This window comes from Sphingobium sp. B10D7B, assembly GCF_025961955.1.
Lineage (GTDB): Bacteria > Pseudomonadota > Alphaproteobacteria > Sphingomonadales > Sphingomonadaceae > Sphingobium.
This window is the reverse complement of the sequence record NZ_JAOQOQ010000001.1, coordinates 2529904-2545646: the sequence shown is the minus strand read 5'-3', so window position 1 is coordinate 2545646 and position 15743 is coordinate 2529904. Positions and strand designations below refer to the sequence as shown.

The window sequence follows — 15743 nt, the reverse complement described above, 5'->3', positions numbered from 1 at the left end:
TCAAGTCCGGGATGACGCGAGGTTAGGAGCGCGCTGTTCGCTCAAACCCAGCCTTCGAGAATCTGATCCGGCGGCCGGTCGCCGCCGACCCACATGCGGATGTTCGCGATCACCCGTTCGCCCGAGGCGATGCGGCCCTCGAAGGTCGCCGAGCCCATATGCGGGGTCATCACCACATTGGGGAGAGCGAGCAGGCGCGGGTCGATCTGTGGCTCGAACTCCCACACATCGAGGCCGGCGCCGGCAAGCTGCCCGGCCTCCAGCGCTTCGATCAGCGCCTCTTCATCCACGATGCCACCGCGCGAGGCGTTGATGAGGTAGACATGGGGACGCAATAGCCCGATGCGGCGCCGGTCGATGAGATTCTCGCTCTGCGCATTGCGCGGCGTGTGGATCGTCAGGATGTCGATGCTGCGCAGCATCTCGTCGAGGTCGGGGTGCCAGATCGCATCCACTTCCTGCTCCGCCACCTCGGGCAGGCGGTGGCGATTATGGTAGTGGATGGAGAGCCCAAAGGCGCGGGCGCGGCGGGCGACGGCGCGGCCGATGCGGCCCATGCCGACGATGCCGAGCGCCTTGCCGCCGATGCGATGGCCGAGCATGTTGCTGGGGCTCCAGCCGGTCCACTCGCCGGAGCGCACCAGCTTCTCGCCCTCGGCCAGGCGGCGCGGCACCGAGACGATGAGCGCCATGGTCATGTCCGCCGTGTCCTCGGTCAGCACGCCGGGCGTGTTGGTGACGATGATGTTCTTGGCGCGGGCGGCGGGCAGGGCGATGTGGTTCACGCCGGCGCCATAATTGGCGATCAGCTGCAGCGCATCGCCTGCGCCGGCGACCAGTTCGGAATCGAGATCGTCCGTCACTGTGGGCACCAGCACGTCGCACTGCTGCATGGCTTCATGCAGTTCGGCGCGGGTCATGGGATGATCGTCGACATTGAAGCGGGCGTCGAACAGTTCGCCCAGCCGGGCTTCCACCGCTTGCGGCAGACGCCGCGTCACGATCACGCGGGGCGAAGCGGGCCGGGGACGCCTGGACATGTGGCGGGAATGCTCAGGCGGGAGCGGAAAGGCAAGCGGCAATTCGCGCAAGGCTGCTTCCGGTTGATGCCATGCGGTGGCCGTGGCAGAAGCGGGCCTTATGGTGTGGGCATTTTCCGGGAGATCGATGGCATGAACGCGCGCGGGCTATTCACGGCTTTTGCGGCGCTGGCCCTGGGATTGGGACTCGGGCTGGGTGCTGCCAGCGCGCAGGCACAAACCGGTCGACCAACGCCTTACTGGGCCTCGCTCTCCAAGGGGGAGGCCAAGATGCGCGTGGGGCCGAGCGCCGACTATCCGGCGAGCTGGATCTACCGCCAGCGCGACCTGCCGGTGAAGGTGGTCGAGGTCTATACCAATTGGCGCAAGATCGAGGACCCGGATGGTACGCAGGGCTGGATGCATGTGCGGCTGCTCAAGGATGAAGCGACCGCGATCGTGAAGGATAATATCGCCCAGATGCGCGACGGCCCATCCGAGAGCGCCCGCATGCTGTTCCGGCTGGCGCCGGGGGTCGTGGGGCGGCTCTCCGGCTGTTCGGATGGTTGGTGCGCGATGGAGGTGAACGGCCGGCGCGGTTATGTGCAGGCCGCGAGCCTGTGGGGCGCGCTGGACTGACGGAACCTCGGCGTGGGCGTGCCCATCAAGGCACGCCAGCGGCGCCTCTCCGATTATCGCGGAAGCGTCGCGGCTTCCCTCGCCAGCGCTTCTACGGCTGCGGGGTCAAGCGGCCCCTTGGGCACGACCCAGCTTCCGCCCACGCAGCCGACGAAGGATTGGGCCAGCCATTCCGGCGCATTGGCCGCCGTGATGCCGCCGGTCGGGCAGAAGCGCACGCCGCCGAACGGCGCCGCCAAGGCTTTGAGCGCGGGCAGGCCGCCGCTGGTCGAGGCCGGGAAGAATTTGAAGCGCTCAAGCCCGAGATCCAGTCCGCGCATGATGTCCGCCGCCGTCGCGACGCCCGGGAGGAGGGTGGCGCCATTGGCGATCGCGGCCTTGCCGAGCGGCTCGGTGAGGCCAGGCGACACGATGAACTGCGCACCCGCCTCCAGCGCCTGATCGAGCTGGCGGGGGTTGAGCACGGTGCCGGCCCCGACCACGGCGCCGGGGACCTGCGCCATTTCGCGCATCACCTCAAGCGCGACGGGCGTGCGCATGGTGACCTCGAGGGCCGGCAGGCCCCCGGCGACCAGCGCCTGCGCCAGCGGGACGGCATCGGCCACGGACTCCACGATTAGCACCGGAATCACCGGCGCCAGCGCTATTACGTCATCGACAGTCATGCTCATGCTTTCTTCTCCCGCCATGCAGCGGCGGCGCCATAAAGGCCAATTTCAGGATGAGTTGCCAAGCGAACCGGAACGGTTCTCATCAGGGCTTCAAAGCGACCCTTTGCGGTGAAACGATCATGGAAAGCGCTGTTGTTCACGAGGAAGTCGCGCATCCGCTGCGTCAGTCCGCCGGCTAGCACCACATGATGCGGACCATGCGCCAGAGCGAGGTCGCCGGCCGTGGCGCCATAGCTCATGCACAGCCGCTCCAGCGCCGTGCGGGCGAGGGGATTGCTGCCATCCAGAGCGGCGGCCCACAGGTCCGCGTCGTTCATCAGCGTGACCGGCGCCTGGCTGATCGTCGCCAGCGCCCGGTAGAGGGTGTTGAGCCCCGGTCCGGAGACGATCCGCTCCGTCGAGACCCGCACGAAATCGGTGCGCAACTGCGCGAGAATGCGGCCCTCCAGCGCGTCGAGCGGCGCAAAATCCACATGACCGCCCTCGGTCGCGACGATATGCGGCATGCCCTCGTCAAAGGCGATCATCGCCACGCCAAGACCGGTCCCGGGGCCAAGAATGGTCACCGAGCCATTTTCAGGAAAGGCCTCGTCGGGCCCGAAGAGCAACGGCAGATCGTTGAGCGGCAGCCGCGCAATGGCGTGGGCCACCGCCTCGAAGTCATTGACCAGCCGCACCGCCGCAACGCCGAGGTCATCGGCCAACTGGGCAGGACGGATGATCCAGCTGGAGTTGGTGAGCTTGATGACCTCCCGCCCGATGGCCGTGGCGAAGGCGATGGAGACCCGCTCGGGCGCCGGCCCGTCGTCATCGGCCAGAAAGGCCTGCCAGCAGCTTTGCAGGCTGGCATGATCGGCGACCTTGTACTTGCGCACGGTGCCCAGCGTGGGCACGCCGCGCGCATCGAGCGTGGCACGGGTGAAGCGGGCATTGGTGCCGCCAATGTCGGCGGCGACAAGATCGGTCATAGTTCCGCATCCATGGCTGCCAGCAGCGGCGAGGCGCCGGCTTCCGCCAGATCGCTATTATGGCGGAACAGGGCGAACAGTTCCCGACCGGTGTCATAGGGCGGCGGTGGCGCATCGGCCTGATCGCGCGCATCCCATTCCGCGGCATCCACCTTTGCTCCCAGCGTGCCGCTCTCGGCGCAGACGCGGACGATGTCGCCATCGCGCAGCTTGCCGATGGGGCCACCGCCCAGCGCCTCGGGCGAAAGGTGAATGGCCGCCGGCACCTTGCCGCTCGCGCCGGACATGCGCCCGTCGGTCACCAGCGCGACCTTGAAGCCCTTGTCCTGCAGCACGCCGAGCGGTGGGGTGAGCTTGTGCAGTTCCGGCATCCCGTTGGCGCGCGGCCCCTGGAAGCGCACGACAACCACGACATCCCGATCCAGCTCGCCCGCCTTGAACGCGGCCATGACCTGATCCTGATCGGAGAACACACGGCACGGCGCCTCGATGGTCCAGCGTTCGCGGTCCACGGCGCTGGTCTTCATGATGCAGCGGCCGAGACTGCCGGCGAGCAGCCGCATTCCGCCATCCGCGCTGAATGGGTTGGAGAGGGGGCGCAGGATCGCCTCGTTGCCGGGCGCGGTTGGCGGTTCGTCCCAGACGAGCGCGTCATTCTCCAGCGTCGGCATCCGCCCGTAATCCGTGAGATCAGCGCGGGCGACGGTCATCACATCGCGGTGCAGCAGGCCGCCGCGCAGCAATTCGGTGATGATCCAGGCCATGCCGCCTGCCGCGTGGAAGTTGTTCACGTCATCCGCGCCATTGGGGTAGACGCGCGCCAGCAGCGGCACGGCGGCGGAGAGATCGGCCAGATCCGTCCAGTCGATGACGATCCCCGCCGCGCGCGCGATGGCGGGCAGGTGGATGGCATGATTGGTCGAGCCGCCCGTCGCCAGCAGGCCGACGGCGGCATTCACGATCGCCTTCTCATCGATGCACTTGCCGAGCGGGCGATAATCATCGCCATCCCACCCTATGGAGGCGACACGATGCACGGCGGCGCGGGTCAGCTCGCTGCGCAGCTTGGTGCCCGGATTGACGAAAGCAGCGCCGGGCATGTGCAGGCCCATCACTTCCATCATCATCTGGTTGGTGTTGGCCGTGCCGTAGAAGGTGCAGGTGCCCGCGCCATGATAGCTGGCGCTCTCGCTCTCCAGCAGCTCCTCGCGCCCCACCTTGCCCTCGGCATAGAGCTGGCGGATGCGCTGCTTCTCCTTGTTGGCGAGGCCCGAGGGCATCGGTCCGGCGGGGACGAAGATCGTCGGCAGATGGCCAAAGCGCAGCGCGCCCATCAGCAGGCCGGGCACGATCTTGTCACAGATGCCGAGCATCAACGCGCCCTCGAACATCGCATGGCTGAGCGCCACGGCGGTCGCGAGCGCGATGGTGTCGCGCGAGAAGAGCGATAGCTCCATGCCGGCCAAGCCTTGCGTCACGCCGTCGCACATGGCCGGCACGCCGCCCGCGACCTGTGCCGTGGCGCCGACTTCCCGCGCCGCGATCTTGATCGCCTCCGGGTAGCGGCCATAGGGCTGATGCGCCGAGAGCATGTCGTTATACGCCGTGACGATGCCGATGTTCATGGCATTGCCGGCGCGGATTGCCGGCTTGTCCTCGCCGCTGGCGGCAAAGCCATGGGCGAGGTTGCCGCAGGAGAGCCGATCCCGGTTGGTGCCGGCATCGCGCCCGCGCTCGATGAGGTCGAGATATTTGCGGCGACTGACCGCGCTGCGCTGGACGATGCGCTGCGTGACGGCGGCGACGGTGGAATTGAGATCAGTCATACCAGCTTGCTCCATCGCGCTCGATCAAGGCAATGCCGGCGGATGGCCCCCAGGTGCCGGCGGCATAATGCACGACCTGCTGGCCGGATTCCTGCCAACTTTGGGTGATGGAATCGATCCAGGTCCACTGCGCTTCCACCTCGTCGCGGCGCACGAACAATGTGGTGTCGCCCTCCAGCAGATCCAACAGTAGCCGCTCATAGGCGATCCGGCGACGCTCGCCGGCAAAGGCGTGGGTGAGCGAGACGTCGAGGCCGACTTCCTGCAGCTTCACGCCATCCCGGTCGAGCCCCGGCCGCTTGGCCATGATGCACAGGCGGATGTTCTCGTCCGGCTGCAGGCGGATGATCAGCGAATTGGGCTCGAGCGCGCGATCATAGCCGTTACGGCGGAAAATGCTGTGCGTCACCGGCTTGAACTGGATGAGAATTTCCGACTGGCGGTTGGGCATGCACTTGCCCGTGCGCAGGTAGAACGGCACGCCGGTCCAGCGCCAATTGTCGATATGAGCCTTCAACGCCACGAAGGTCTCGGTATCGCTCTCCTTGCCCAATTCCTCTGCATAGCCGGCGATGATCTTGCCCTTCACCGCGCCGTCGCGATACTGGCCGCGCACGCTGTGGGTGCGGACCGTTTCGGGCGTCATCGGCCGCAGCGAGCGCAGCGCCTTCACCTTCTCGTCGCGCACTGAGGTGGAATCCATGCGCGCGGGCGGCTCCATGGCGATGATCGAGAGGATCTGGAGCATGTGGTTCTGCACCATGTCCTTGAGCGCACCGACGCCGTCATAATAAGAGACGCGACCCTCCAGCCCGACCGTCTCGGCGACGGTGATCTGGACATGATCGATCGCCCCGCCATTCCACAGCGGCTCGAACAGGCGGTTGCCAAAGCGCAGTGCCATCAGGTTCTGCACCGTTTCCTTGCCCAGATAATGGTCGACGCGGAAAATCTGCTCTTCATCGAACAGGTCGCCAATCGCGTCGTTCACCACCTTGGACGAGGCGAGATCCTTGCCGATGGGTTTTTCCATGGCAATGCGGGTGTGCGCATCGACCAGACCGGCGGCGGCGAGACCCTGGGCGGTGGGCGCAAAGAGCGAGGGCGGGGTGGACAGATAGACCGCGATGGGGCCATCGCCCAGCGCCTTCGCCCGTTTCGCCAGCGCATCGAAATGCGCCTGTTCGCCGGCGGACACGGCGCAATAGCTGATCTTTTCGAGAAAGGCGGTGACGCGCGCCTCATCATGATGCTCATCGGCCAGATAGGTCGCCAGCGCCTTGCGGATGGTCTCGCGAAAGGCCGCGTCATCCATCTCGGACCGGCCGGAGGCGAGGATGTGGAACGGCTCGGGCAGCAGCCCGTCGCACAGCAGATGATAGAGCGAAGGAAACAGCATCCGGTGCGCCAGATCGCCGGTGGCGCCGAACAGGATGAGTGTCGCGGACTTTTCGAACAAGACTGGGGACCCTTCGTGGCCTGATGAATTGCGCACCTGAGCGGGACATTACAGGCGCACAACTTTGGTGCAACCGCACAATCGGACCCGTTTTCGATGAAAGCGCAGGCGCGCGCGCTATCGTTACGTGCTCGCGCAGGGCCAGAATTCCTTCGACCGGCGCTATGGGAGGCAGTCGCAAGGCATTGTTCGCCGGCGCAAAATCCTCCCTCGCGCGCGGTTGGTCACAGTGAATTCCGTCTTGCCAGACGGGCAGCGGTTCCGCAGGAGCGCACATGCGACGGGGGCGGTTCTCACCATTCGACCCTCGAAGACAGACCGACCAGCCTTCGGGGGAGAGATACATGGCGCAGTCCCATGCAGACGGGCAGCGGATCGACATCGAGACCATTCTGGACCGGCCTTACGGGGCCTGGCGGTGGTACATCTTTGCGCTCTGCGGCATCGCCATGGCGATGGAGGGCTTCGACATGTACATGCTCGGGGCCATCGTGCCGGCTCTTGCTGCGGGTCTTGCTGTCGAGCCAGCCGCGATTTCCGCCGTGTTCGTGGCGCAGGGCATCGGCCTGGCCCTGGGCTATGCCTTCATCGCGCCGCTGGCAGATCGGGTTGGACGCAAGCCGATCGTCATTTTGTGCGTGCTCGGTTTCGGCCTCGTCACGCTCGTCACGGCCCTGGCATCGACCCTGACGGCGGTCTCGCTACTGCGGCTGGTCGCCTTTGCGTTTTTCGGCGGCATCACACCCAACATCATCGCGATGGTGGCGGAGATTTCGCCGCGCCACATCCGTCCTCGCCAGATCATTCTGGTCACCGCCTGCTTCGCATTCGGTTCGGCGATGGGCAGCGCGCTTGCGCCTCTCATTGTTCATCGGCTCGATTGGTGGGGCGCGTTTCTGGCGGGTGGCGCCGCACCGCTGCTGCTCCTGCCAGTGCTGATCTTCACCCTGCCTGAATCTCCCCGCTTTCTCGTCACCGCCGGGCGCAGCACTGCACAGGTCAACCGCGTCCTGCGGCACATCACGCGCGACGTCAGCGACACGGCCCATTATTTTCTCGATGAACCGCCAGCCGGGCGGGCGTCACTCAAGTCCGTCTTTGCCGAGGGGCGGCTGGCCATGACCCTCTTGTTCATGCTGGCGGGCGGCATGATGATGTTCGTCGGCAATGCGGTGGCCTCCTGGGCGCCGACCTTCTGGCACATGCAGGCCGGCTTTCCGATGGCGGATGCGGCAGCGCTCTTTGCCCTCTCCTCCGTCGGCGCGATCGTGTGGCCGTTCATCATGATCGCGCTGGTCGGGTGGATCGGCGTCAAGCGCACCCTGCTCTTCTGCTATTTCGCGGGGGGCATCTCGATGCTTGTCTACATGGTCCAGCCGTTCACGCCTGCACTGGCCGCGTTCATGGCGATTGCGTTCGGCGCCTTCGTGGTCGGCTCGATCAGCGGGCTCTATGCCTTCATCTCAGCCGCTTATCCCACGCAGATCCGCTCCACGGCGCTTGGCTGGACGGCCGGGGCGGGGCGACTGCTGGCGATCATCGGTCCGGCGACCGGCGGCTGGTTGCTGGCCCAGGGGGTTGGACCGTTCGGGGTGGCGCTGGCCTTCGGGCTGCCGCTGTTCATCGCGGGGATCGCCGTGGCGTTCGTCCGCAGCAAGGCGTGAGTGCTCCTGCGAAGGCAGGAGCCCAGGGCGCAAAAGCCGGGCCTTGCTGCCCTAGGCTCCTGCTTTCGCAGGAGCACTATGCTGATTAAACCGCCTCAGCCTTCCTGCAGGCGATCGAACCGCTCCCGATGGGCGTCGATCTCTTCTCGATGCATCTGCGCCCATTTGCCGAGGCGGATCGCCTCGCGGGCCAGCGAATGGCCGAGCGGGGTGAGGGCGTAATCCACCTGCGGCGGGGTGGTCGGATGGACGGTGCGATTGACCATGCCATCCCGCTCCAGCGCGCGCAGCGTGCGGGTGAGCATCTGCTGCGAGATACTGCTCACCTCCCGCCGGATCTGGTTGAAGCGCATCGTGCCGTCACCAAGAGCCGCAACCACCGGCAATGTCCACCGGTCGCCGAAGCGCGCGAGGGTCTGCGTGATCCGCATGCACTCCTTGTGCGATGTCACGGTGAGGCGGGTGGTGGTCATATCCATGTGACTAGGTCTCGAAAAAATGCGTTCTTGTTGGTTCTAGAGGTCCACCCTAGCTGGTTGCAAACAGAAACTGATCTTCCCGATCCGTTTCTCAAGAGCAATTTTACGAAAGGGCCGACCATGACCGTGTTGCATATCGATTCCAGCATTCAGGGCGAAAACTCCATCACCCGCCAGATTTCGGCAGCCATCGTCGAGCGCCTCACGGCGGAGCAGCCCGGTGCGGACGTGCGCTATCGCGATCTCGCCGCCCAGCCGCTGCCCCACCTGACGCTGCCCGGCTTCGGCACGGACGAGGCGGCGGCCGTGCTGGCGGAATTCCTGGCTGCGGACACGGTCGTGATCGGCGCACCGATGTACAATTTCACCATTTCCACCCAGCTCAAGGCGTGGATCGACCATATCGCGGTGGCCGGCAAGACCTTCCGCTATGACGAAAGCGGCAATGCCATCGGCCTGGCGGGTGACAAGCGCGTGATCGTCGCCCTCTCGCGTGGCGGTTTTTACGGCGCGGGCACGCCTGCCGCCGCTGTCGAACATGCGGAGAGCTATCTGCGCGCCGTCTTCGGCTTCATCGGTATTGTGCCCGAATTCATCGTGGCGGAAGGCGCTGCCGTCGGCCCCGAACATCGCGCGGCCGGTATCGAAGCGGCGCTGGCCGCCGTCGATCAGCTTGAGGTGAAGGTGGCGGCCTGACCGGCCGCCTAACCCTTACCGCTCCGACAGATAATAACGGTCCTTCGCGGAAAGATCGTCGGCCAGCTCATAGATAATGGGCTGGCCGGTCGGGATTTCGAGGCCCGTAATCTCGTCGTCGGGGATGTTCGAGAGGTGCTTGACCAGCGCGCGCAGTGAATTGCCATGCGCTGAAATGAGCACGCGCTTGCCGGCCTTCAGTTCGGGGGCGATCCGGCCCTCCCAATAGGGCAGCACGCGCGCGATGGTATCCTTGAGGCTCTCCGTCGCCGGGATGGCGATGCCGGCATAGCGCCGGTCCTTGCTCAGGTCGAATTCGCTGCCGGCCTCCAGTGGCGGCGGCGGCACGTCGAAGCTGCGGCGCCAGATCTTCACCTGCTCATCGCCATGCTTGGCTGCCGTCTCGGCCTTGTCGAGGCCCGTCAGGCCACCATAATGCCGCTCGTTGAGCCGCCAGTCCTTTTCCACCGGCAGCCAGAGCCGCTGCATTTCCTCGAGCGCCAGATTGAGCGTCTTGATCGCGCGGGTCTGCAGCGAGGTGAAGCACTGGTCGAAATCGAGGCCCTTGTCCCGCATCAGCGCGCCGGCAGCCTTGGCTTCGGCTGCGCCTTTCTCGGTCACGTCGACATCCCACCAGCCGGTGAAGCGGTTCTCCAGGTTCCAGGCCGACTGGCCATGGCGGATGAGGACGAGGGTGGGCATGAGGTCTTATCTCCCGATCTTCGGCGGTTTTACCGTTATCGGGCCTGATAGCGGGATTTGGTGTGAGCGCAATCCGTTCGGGCGGGTCTTGAAGACGCGCAGAGAGGCTTCAGGCGTGCTCGAGCGTCGCGGCGTGGCCACGCGCTTGAAGCGCTTTCAGCATCGTCTGATAATGCTGCACATAGCTCTGATAGGCGGCTTTCTCATCCGGGTGCATCGCCGTTGTGGCCTGCGCTTCGAATTGCTGGATCTGGCTCTGGAGAAAGCCCGGATCCCACAACGTCTTCATCTCGTAAACTCCCATATTGCTGGCAGAAAACTGCGCCGGGGCCGGTTGGTTCCGGCAAAAGCGATCGGCTGCGTTAAATGTTGAGAAACCACCGGCGCGGGCTGTCTTTTCGGCCGGGATCACTGCCGCAAGCGCCCTTGTCCGCCCGAGCACAATTCGCCATGGATGAGCGCATCATCCCATTGCAGCAAAGGAGCAGGAACCATGGCGATCACCCGCACTGTCCAACTTCATGAAGGCCCCGGCGGTCCCTTTGAATCGATGTTCGTCGGCGATGCGGATGCAGGCGATCAGCCAGGTGTGCTGCTGTTCCCCAACTTCATGGGCACCAAGGAATGGGATTTCGCCAAGGCCGAGACGCTGGCGGCACAGGGCTACAAGGTGCTGGTCGTCGACTATTACGGCCAGGGCAAGCGCGGCACGGACATGGAGAGCGCGGGTAAGCTGCTGCATGATTTCATGGCGGATCGCCAGGCGGTGAAGGCCCGGCTGCTCGATGCCCTTGCGGAGCTTCGTGCGTTGCCGGGCGTGGATACCAGCCGGATCGGCGCCATCGGCTTTTGCGCGGGCGGCAAATGCGTGCTCGATCTTGCGCGCGCCGGGGCGGACATCAAGGCCGGTGTCTCCTTCCACGGCGTCTACGACGCGCCGCCATTCCCCAACGCGCCGATCACCGCCAAACTGATGATCTGCGACGGTTGGAACGACAATCTCTGCCCGCCCGATGCCAAGCTGGCCCTGTGCAAGGAGCTGGCGGCGGCGGACGTGGACTTCCAGTTCACCACCTACAGCCGCACCGGCCACGCCTTCACGGCAGACGATGTGCCGCTGAATGCGGACCGCAGCTTCGGCTTCGAGCCCGAGACCAACCGCCGCAGCTGGCGCGCTGCGATGACGTTTTTGGGCGATGAACTGGGGTGAAGCGAGAGCGCTGATCGCTCCCAATTTTCCGTCACCCCGGGCTTGACCGGGTCCAGCTTCCTTTCACGCCTCATCCCGTCAGGCGAACGTCCTAGGAAAAGTGAGCTGGACCCCGGGTCAAGCCCGGGGCGACGGTGGAGGAAGGCACAGTCCGGGCGCCCTTGTCCCGACCGTTCTCAAATATCCCCGACCATCTCCGTCAGCGTGGCGAGGCAGTCGCGCGCGAGTTGCATGGAGCGCTCCGGGCTCCAGCCTTGGGCGGCGTCCGGCAGGTCGTCATTGTCCTTGAACGGCATTTCCAGCGTCATCGCCACAGCGCCGTAGCGCTCGGCGATCTGGGCGGTTGCCATGGAGAGATTGGCCTTGCCCGGCCGCGCCTCGGGATAGCCAAGGCGGGTCTGGAAGTCCGGCGTGCGGATGGCCAGCGTGTCGCGATAGCGACGGAACAGTGCGAGCTGCGTGTCCTTGATCGAGGGAATGCCCTCGAACCCGGCGAGAAAGACGGCCGGGATTGCCTCGTCGCCATGCACGTCCATGGCGAAGGCGACGCCGGTCTCGTCCATGCGATTGCGTACGCAGAGCACTTCGGGCGCGCGGTCGGCTTGCGGCTCATGCCATTCGCGGTTGAGATTGATGCCGCGGGCGTTGGTGCGCAGATGGCCGCGAAAGGCGCCATCAGGGTTCATATTCGGGACGATGTAGAAGCGACAAGCGGCACGCAGGGCGCGGGCATGGGCATTGGTGGGGTCGGTGAGCATGTCGAGCGCGCCTTCCATCCACCATTCCGCCATCGTCTCACCGGGGTGCTGGCGCGCGATCAGCCAGACGGGTTTGTCGCCGCTCCCCAATTCCAGGCAATCGATCGGGCGCCCGTCCAGACTCTCGCCCAGCTGGCGCACGGTCACGCCCTCGCAGGCTGCCGCCTGCGCCACGAGATCATGATGCCGCTCCTGTGAGTAAGGCGCGAAATAAGCGAACCATGCGGCAGCGCCGACGAGGGTGTAGTCGATGGTGAGGGTGCCGCCATCCACGCCCGGATCGTAGCGGCTGGCGGCGCGGCCCCAGCGCTCGCGATCTTCCGATACGCAGGCGGCATAGCCGGGCCATCCATCGGGATAAGCGGATTGCGCGAGGCCGGTGATGCGCAGGGTCAGGCGCGTGCCCGCCGGCGCGGCGGCGCGAAAGTGGAACCACTGGAAGAAATCGCTCTCATGATCCTTGTGGATGGAGAGCGTCGCGGTGGTGCCGTCGATGGCTTCGACGCGGATGTTGCCGCTATCGAAGCTACTATTGATGCGAAGGGGCGGGGTGCTGCTTGTCTGCTGTGCGGTCATGGCACCGTGATAGTCTCGCCGGACGTGCCGGGAAAGCCCTTGAACAGCGCATCGGCGAGGCGACCGACCACGAGGCCGGGCTGGGCGGCCGGCGTGCCTTCCTTGGCCTGCGTCTCAGCGCGACCTTCCCACACAACCACCTTGTCGCTCGCGCGGCGCAACTGCACGCGCATCCGGTTCACGACCACTGGCTTGGGTTTGCCGGAGAGATTGATGCCGATGCCAAGGCCTACGCCGCTGCCATAAGAACCGGTCGATCCGCCCACGCCGACGCTCACCGGGGAGCGGGCGGGCAGGGGCGCGATCGTTTCCCGCCCCATGTCCACAACCGCTTCATATTGCGCTGCCCCTGCACCGGATGCGCCGGGCTGGAGGGGAGAGAAGCCCGTCCGCGCCAGCGCCGCGCTCACGGCATTGGCGGCGGTGCGGAATTCGAGGCTGGCGCTATCGTCCGGATTGCCGGGCACGATGAGCACGGTGCCCTGCCGGGTGACGTCAGGCTGATGAAATCGGGTGACGTCGACAGGCCCGGTGGATGTCGCGCAGCCACCCAGGGCGAGCGCGCCGAGCAAAATGGCCGCGACGCCGGCCTTGCGTCCGCCGAATCGCCGACGACCCTCGATGTGGGGAGTCGCCCGCCCATGGAGCGGCGGCATGGAAAAACTGCTCGTCATGGCCTTGCATCCCTTATCATCTGACCATCTCTCTGAAATGGCCTCTCATCGGTCGAGTTTGCACCGGAAATGCTGCATGATGGCTTAACGGTTGTTCAGGAAAGCGGTTGCCGACATGAGGGGGCGGGGCTGCGCAAAACTTGCACCGCCGCCTTGACTTTCCGGGGACTGACCCATAGAGGCGCGGCTTCGAATTTTCCGTCACGCAAGAATCATTTGGACCCGATCATGAAGATCCGCAACTCGCTCAAGTCGCTCAAGGACCGTCACCGGGACAACCGCGTGATCCGCCGTCGTGGGCGCACCTACGTCATCAACAAGACGCAGCGTCGCTTCAAGGCCCGCCAGGGCTGAAGACGCGCGGCGGGGCGCTTTCGCCCTGCCTCTGCCGATCAGGCGCCCGGTCAGTTGCTGGCCGGGCGTTTTGGCGTGTCCGTCACGGTTGATCCGGACCTGCGCGGGTTCGCCAGCCGTCGATGAGCACATCCAGCGCCAGGATGAAGCTGTCCCGGTCCGCCTCGACCTGAACCGCGCGCAGCGTCGTCCAGCCCGTGACGAGCGCCTGGACGGACCGCTGTGCGACGGCGGCCATCTCCGCGCTCAGGCCGAGCGCAGTCAACTCCTTCACGATCTGCCCGATCAGATGGTTGCCAGCTCCCCGCTGCGCGCGGGTGACGGCAATGAGCTGACGCGCATCGCGTATGGATGTTTGCGCGTCCCATAAGGCGATGCCGAAATCATGCAGCCATGCCCACCAGCTTTCTGCCGGCGGCACCGAGTCGAGGCAGGCCTTGAAAATGGAGATGGACATGAGTGCGTGGAGGGCCTGCTTGTCCTCCACATGCCAGTAAAGCGATGAGACGCTGACGCTGAGCCGGGTGGCGATCTTCCGCAGGCTGACTGCCCCCAGCCCTTCTTCCTTCAGCAGCGCAATGGCTTCTTCGACGATCCCGTCCTGATCCAGCTTCGCGAATGACATGCTGCTCCCTTGACAGTTTGCCGGTGAAAAAGCATCAATCGCTAAACGAACGATGTTCGATTAGGAGCGGACCCTATGTATCCTTTCACCCCTGGCAGCTACGCGCCGCGCAACGGCTGGTACGTCGCCGCATTTGTGCGCGAAATCGGCGAGGATTTGCTCAGCCGGTGGATCCTCAACGAGCCGGTCGTTCTCTACCGCAAGGAAGATGGCACGGCCGTGGCGGTGGAGGGGCGCTGTCCGCACCGGCATTATCCCCTGGGCGCGAGCAAGCGCGTCGGCGATGCGATCCAGTGCGGCTATCACGGCATCACCTTCGATTCTTCGGGGGCCTGCACGATGGTGCCGAGCCAGAGCACCATTCCCGGTGTCTACAGGATCAAGAGCTACCCGTTGGTCGAGCGCGGGCTATGGGCGTGGATCTGGCCTGGCGATCCCGACAAGGCGGATGAGTCGCTCATCCCGACGCTGGACGAGATCGGTTTCAACATTCCCGGCATGATCCCGGATGCCTTTTATTCCATGCATGTCGATGGGCGCTATCAACTGCTCAACGATAACCTGCTGGACCTGAGCCATCTTGGCTATCTCCATGCTACATCGATCGGCACGCCCGATGATGCCGCGACGCCCGAAGTGCGCGACCTCAATGACCGTCGCCTGTCGAGCCGGCGGATCATGCGCGATACGCCGATGCCGCCTTATCATGATCGCAGCGTGCATGACGGGCTGGTCGATCGCATTTCCGGCATGGATTTCTTCTTCCCCGGCTTTCACGCGGGGATTGGTGAATCCCGCTATCCGCAGGGTCATGAGAAGGCCGGCGAGGTGCTCCACACCAGCCGGGTCTGGCATGCCGTCACCCCGGCGAAGAAGACCAGCTGCAACTACTTCTTTGCGATGAGCGCGCCGTCACAGGCGCGGGTGGACGACGCTCGCCGCCGTCTCGAGCCGGTGCTGGATGAGGACAAGTTCGCGACCGAGGAAATCGAGAAGATCATTTCCACGCTGGACGTCCTCCCGCCCGAGCTGATGCTCAAGAGCGACGGAACGGCGGTGCAGGGCCGGCGTATCCTTCAGGCGATGATGGACCGCGAGAAGGCCGAGCTAGAGGGGGCCTGACCGTGAGCGGACGGCCCGCGCGTCAGGCGGCGAGCAGGTCGCGCTGATCGGGGTGGCGCTCGAAATAGGTGACTACGTAGCTGCACACCGGCCGGATCTTGAGGCCGCGTGCGCGCGCATCGTCGAGCAGCCCGGCGACCAGATCGGCCGCGACGCCCTTCCCCCGCAAAGCCGGTGGGGTGAAGGTGTGCGTGATCGCCAGCGTGTCGCCATCGCGCTCATAGGTGGCGAAAGCGATCTCGCCGTCCACCGTGATCTCGTATCGATTGCGCTCGGCATTGTCCTGAACCGCGTGGGCCAT

At 65.3% G+C, this 15743-nt stretch carries 18 protein-coding genes; 6 read left to right on the top strand and 12 right to left on the bottom strand.

The genetic code is table 11. The annotated features are described in order from the left end of the window. Positions 1-41: 41 nt before the first annotated feature. Positions 42-1040 carry a 2-hydroxyacid dehydrogenase gene (locus M2331_RS12095; protein ID WP_181560508.1) on the bottom strand — a complete coding sequence of 333 codons (999 nt, stop codon included), beginning with the start codon at positions 1038-1040 and terminating at the stop codon, positions 42-44. A gap of 132 nt (positions 1041-1172) precedes the next feature. On the opposite strand from M2331_RS12095, the gene M2331_RS12090 reads away from it, so the two are divergent. After that, positions 1173-1658, top strand: a complete 486-nt coding sequence (locus M2331_RS12090; RefSeq protein ID WP_264592376.1) for an SH3 domain-containing protein — start codon at positions 1173-1175, stop codon at positions 1656-1658. Positions 1659-1711: 53 nt separating this feature from the next. On the opposite strand, the gene eda is transcribed toward M2331_RS12090, so the two are convergent. From eda to zwf, 4 genes are read right to left on the bottom strand one after another with little or no spacing between them, the layout of a single operon-like run. Further along, the gene (gene eda / locus M2331_RS12085) at positions 1712-2329 is read right to left on the bottom strand and encodes a bifunctional 4-hydroxy-2-oxoglutarate aldolase/2-dehydro-3-deoxy-phosphogluconate aldolase (protein WP_181560506.1); all 618 of its coding nucleotides are present in this window, start codon (positions 2327-2329) and stop codon (positions 1712-1714) included. Then, positions 2326-3297, bottom strand: coding sequence for a glucokinase (locus M2331_RS12080; protein WP_181560505.1), 972 nt, complete (start codon positions 3295-3297; stop codon positions 2326-2328). The genes eda and M2331_RS12080 overlap by 4 nt, the downstream gene beginning before the upstream one ends. After that, positions 3294-5123: a phosphogluconate dehydratase gene (edd, locus tag M2331_RS12075; RefSeq protein ID WP_181560504.1), complete on the bottom strand. Its 1830-nt coding sequence runs from the start codon at positions 5121-5123 to the stop codon at positions 3294-3296. Before edd ends, M2331_RS12080 begins: the two co-directional genes overlap by 4 nt. Next, positions 5116-6582, bottom strand: coding sequence for a glucose-6-phosphate dehydrogenase (gene zwf / locus M2331_RS12070; RefSeq protein WP_181560503.1), 1467 nt, complete (start codon positions 6580-6582; stop codon positions 5116-5118). Before zwf ends, edd begins: the two co-directional genes overlap by 8 nt. A 344-nt stretch (positions 6583-6926) precedes the next feature. On the opposite strand from zwf, the gene M2331_RS12065 reads away from it, so the two are divergent. After that, positions 6927-8246, top strand: a complete 1320-nt coding sequence (locus tag M2331_RS12065) for an MFS transporter (protein ID WP_181560502.1) — start codon at positions 6927-6929, stop codon at positions 8244-8246. Between the two features lie 95 nt (positions 8247-8341). Here the strand turns inward: M2331_RS12065 and M2331_RS12060 are convergent, their stop codons facing one another. Further along, positions 8342-8719, bottom strand: a complete 378-nt coding sequence (locus M2331_RS12060; protein ID WP_319801104.1) for a helix-turn-helix domain-containing protein — start codon at positions 8717-8719, stop codon at positions 8342-8344. 126 nt (positions 8720-8845) lie between these two features. Between M2331_RS12060 and M2331_RS12055 the strand changes: the two genes are divergently transcribed. Beyond that, on the top strand, positions 8846-9421 hold the full coding sequence (locus M2331_RS12055) for an FMN-dependent NADH-azoreductase (protein WP_181560500.1): 576 nt from the start codon (positions 8846-8848) through the stop codon (positions 9419-9421). A gap of 15 nt (positions 9422-9436) precedes the next feature. On the opposite strand, the gene gpmA is transcribed toward M2331_RS12055, so the two are convergent. Then, a complete protein-coding gene (gene gpmA, locus M2331_RS12050; protein ID WP_181560499.1) occupies positions 9437-10123 on the bottom strand; it encodes a 2,3-diphosphoglycerate-dependent phosphoglycerate mutase in 687 nt (228 codons plus the stop codon). A gap of 109 nt (positions 10124-10232) precedes the next feature. After that, complete coding sequence (locus M2331_RS12045; RefSeq protein ID WP_181560498.1) at positions 10233-10535, bottom strand: hypothetical protein; 303 nt, start codon at positions 10533-10535, stop codon at positions 10233-10235. An 81-nt stretch (positions 10536-10616) separates the two neighbouring features. Here M2331_RS12045 and M2331_RS12040 point away from each other — a divergent pair, with 81 nt between their 5' ends. After that, positions 10617-11333 (top strand): dienelactone hydrolase family protein, encoded by a 717-nt coding sequence (locus tag M2331_RS12040; protein WP_181560497.1) that lies wholly within the window; start codon positions 10617-10619, stop codon positions 11331-11333. Between the two features lie 176 nt (positions 11334-11509). On the opposite strand, the gene M2331_RS12035 is transcribed toward M2331_RS12040, so the two are convergent. After that, complete coding sequence (locus M2331_RS12035; RefSeq protein WP_181560496.1) at positions 11510-12667, bottom strand: carboxypeptidase family protein; 1158 nt, start codon at positions 12665-12667, stop codon at positions 11510-11512. Further along, on the bottom strand, positions 12664-13341 hold the full coding sequence (locus M2331_RS12030; protein ID WP_264592375.1) for a DUF4136 domain-containing protein: 678 nt from the start codon (positions 13339-13341) through the stop codon (positions 12664-12666). The genes M2331_RS12035 and M2331_RS12030 overlap by 4 nt, the downstream gene beginning before the upstream one ends. Before the next feature lie 228 nt (positions 13342-13569). Between M2331_RS12030 and ykgO the strand changes: the two genes are divergently transcribed. Further along, on the top strand, positions 13570-13695 hold the full coding sequence (gene ykgO / locus M2331_RS12025) for a type B 50S ribosomal protein L36 (RefSeq protein ID WP_008069451.1): 126 nt from the start codon (positions 13570-13572) through the stop codon (positions 13693-13695). An 82-nt stretch (positions 13696-13777) separates the two neighbouring features. Here the strand turns inward: ykgO and M2331_RS12020 are convergent, their stop codons facing one another. Further along, complete coding sequence (locus M2331_RS12020; RefSeq protein WP_181560495.1) at positions 13778-14320, bottom strand: TetR family transcriptional regulator; 543 nt, start codon at positions 14318-14320, stop codon at positions 13778-13780. A 75-nt stretch (positions 14321-14395) separates the two neighbouring features. On the opposite strand from M2331_RS12020, the gene M2331_RS12015 reads away from it, so the two are divergent. Further along, positions 14396-15442, top strand: a complete 1047-nt coding sequence (locus M2331_RS12015; RefSeq protein ID WP_181560494.1) for an aromatic ring-hydroxylating dioxygenase subunit alpha — start codon at positions 14396-14398, stop codon at positions 15440-15442. A 22-nt stretch (positions 15443-15464) separates the two neighbouring features. On the opposite strand, the gene M2331_RS12010 is transcribed toward M2331_RS12015, so the two are convergent. After that, positions 15465-15743 carry a GNAT family N-acetyltransferase gene (locus M2331_RS12010; RefSeq protein WP_181560493.1) on the bottom strand — a complete coding sequence of 93 codons (279 nt, stop codon included), beginning with the start codon at positions 15741-15743 and terminating at the stop codon, positions 15465-15467.

Excerpts from the sequence above, each read along its gene's own strand:
- eda (WP_181560506.1), bottom strand. The coding sequence starts at position 2,329 with ATGAGCATGACTGTCGATGACGTAATAGCGCTGGCGCCGGTGATTCCG.
- M2331_RS12015 (WP_181560494.1), top strand. The coding sequence starts at position 14,396 with ATGTATCCTTTCACCCCTGGCAGCTACGCGCCGCGCAACGGCTGGTAC.
- edd (WP_181560504.1), bottom strand. The coding sequence starts at position 5,123 with ATGACTGATCTCAATTCCACCGTCGCCGCCGTCACGCAGCGCATCGTC.
- gpmA (WP_181560499.1), bottom strand. The coding sequence starts at position 10,123 with ATGCCCACCCTCGTCCTCATCCGCCATGGCCAGTCGGCCTGGAACCTG.
- M2331_RS12080 (WP_181560505.1), bottom strand. The coding sequence starts at position 3,297 with ATGACCGATCTTGTCGCCGCCGACATTGGCGGCACCAATGCCCGCTTC.
- M2331_RS12030 (WP_264592375.1), bottom strand. The coding sequence starts at position 13,341 with ATGACGAGCAGTTTTTCCATGCCGCCGCTCCATGGGCGGGCGACTCCC.
- M2331_RS12090 (WP_264592376.1), top strand. The coding sequence starts at position 1,173 with ATGAACGCGCGCGGGCTATTCACGGCTTTTGCGGCGCTGGCCCTGGGA.
- M2331_RS12060 (WP_319801104.1), bottom strand. The coding sequence starts at position 8,719 with ATGACCACCACCCGCCTCACCGTGACATCGCACAAGGAGTGCATGCGG.
- M2331_RS12065 (WP_181560502.1), top strand. The coding sequence starts at position 6,927 with ATGGCGCAGTCCCATGCAGACGGGCAGCGGATCGACATCGAGACCATT.
- M2331_RS12035 (WP_181560496.1), bottom strand. The coding sequence starts at position 12,667 with ATGACCGCACAGCAGACAAGCAGCACCCCGCCCCTTCGCATCAATAGT.
- M2331_RS12055 (WP_181560500.1), top strand. The coding sequence starts at position 8,846 with ATGACCGTGTTGCATATCGATTCCAGCATTCAGGGCGAAAACTCCATC.
- M2331_RS12010 (WP_181560493.1), bottom strand. The coding sequence starts at position 15,743 with ATGGCCCACGCGGTTCAGGACAATGCCGAGCGCAATCGATACGAGATC.
- M2331_RS12040 (WP_181560497.1), top strand. The coding sequence starts at position 10,617 with ATGGCGATCACCCGCACTGTCCAACTTCATGAAGGCCCCGGCGGTCCC.
- M2331_RS12020 (WP_181560495.1), bottom strand. The coding sequence starts at position 14,320 with ATGTCATTCGCGAAGCTGGATCAGGACGGGATCGTCGAAGAAGCCATT.
- M2331_RS12095 (WP_181560508.1), bottom strand. The coding sequence starts at position 1,040 with ATGTCCAGGCGTCCCCGGCCCGCTTCGCCCCGCGTGATCGTGACGCGG.
- ykgO (WP_008069451.1), top strand. The coding sequence starts at position 13,570 with ATGAAGATCCGCAACTCGCTCAAGTCGCTCAAGGACCGTCACCGGGAC.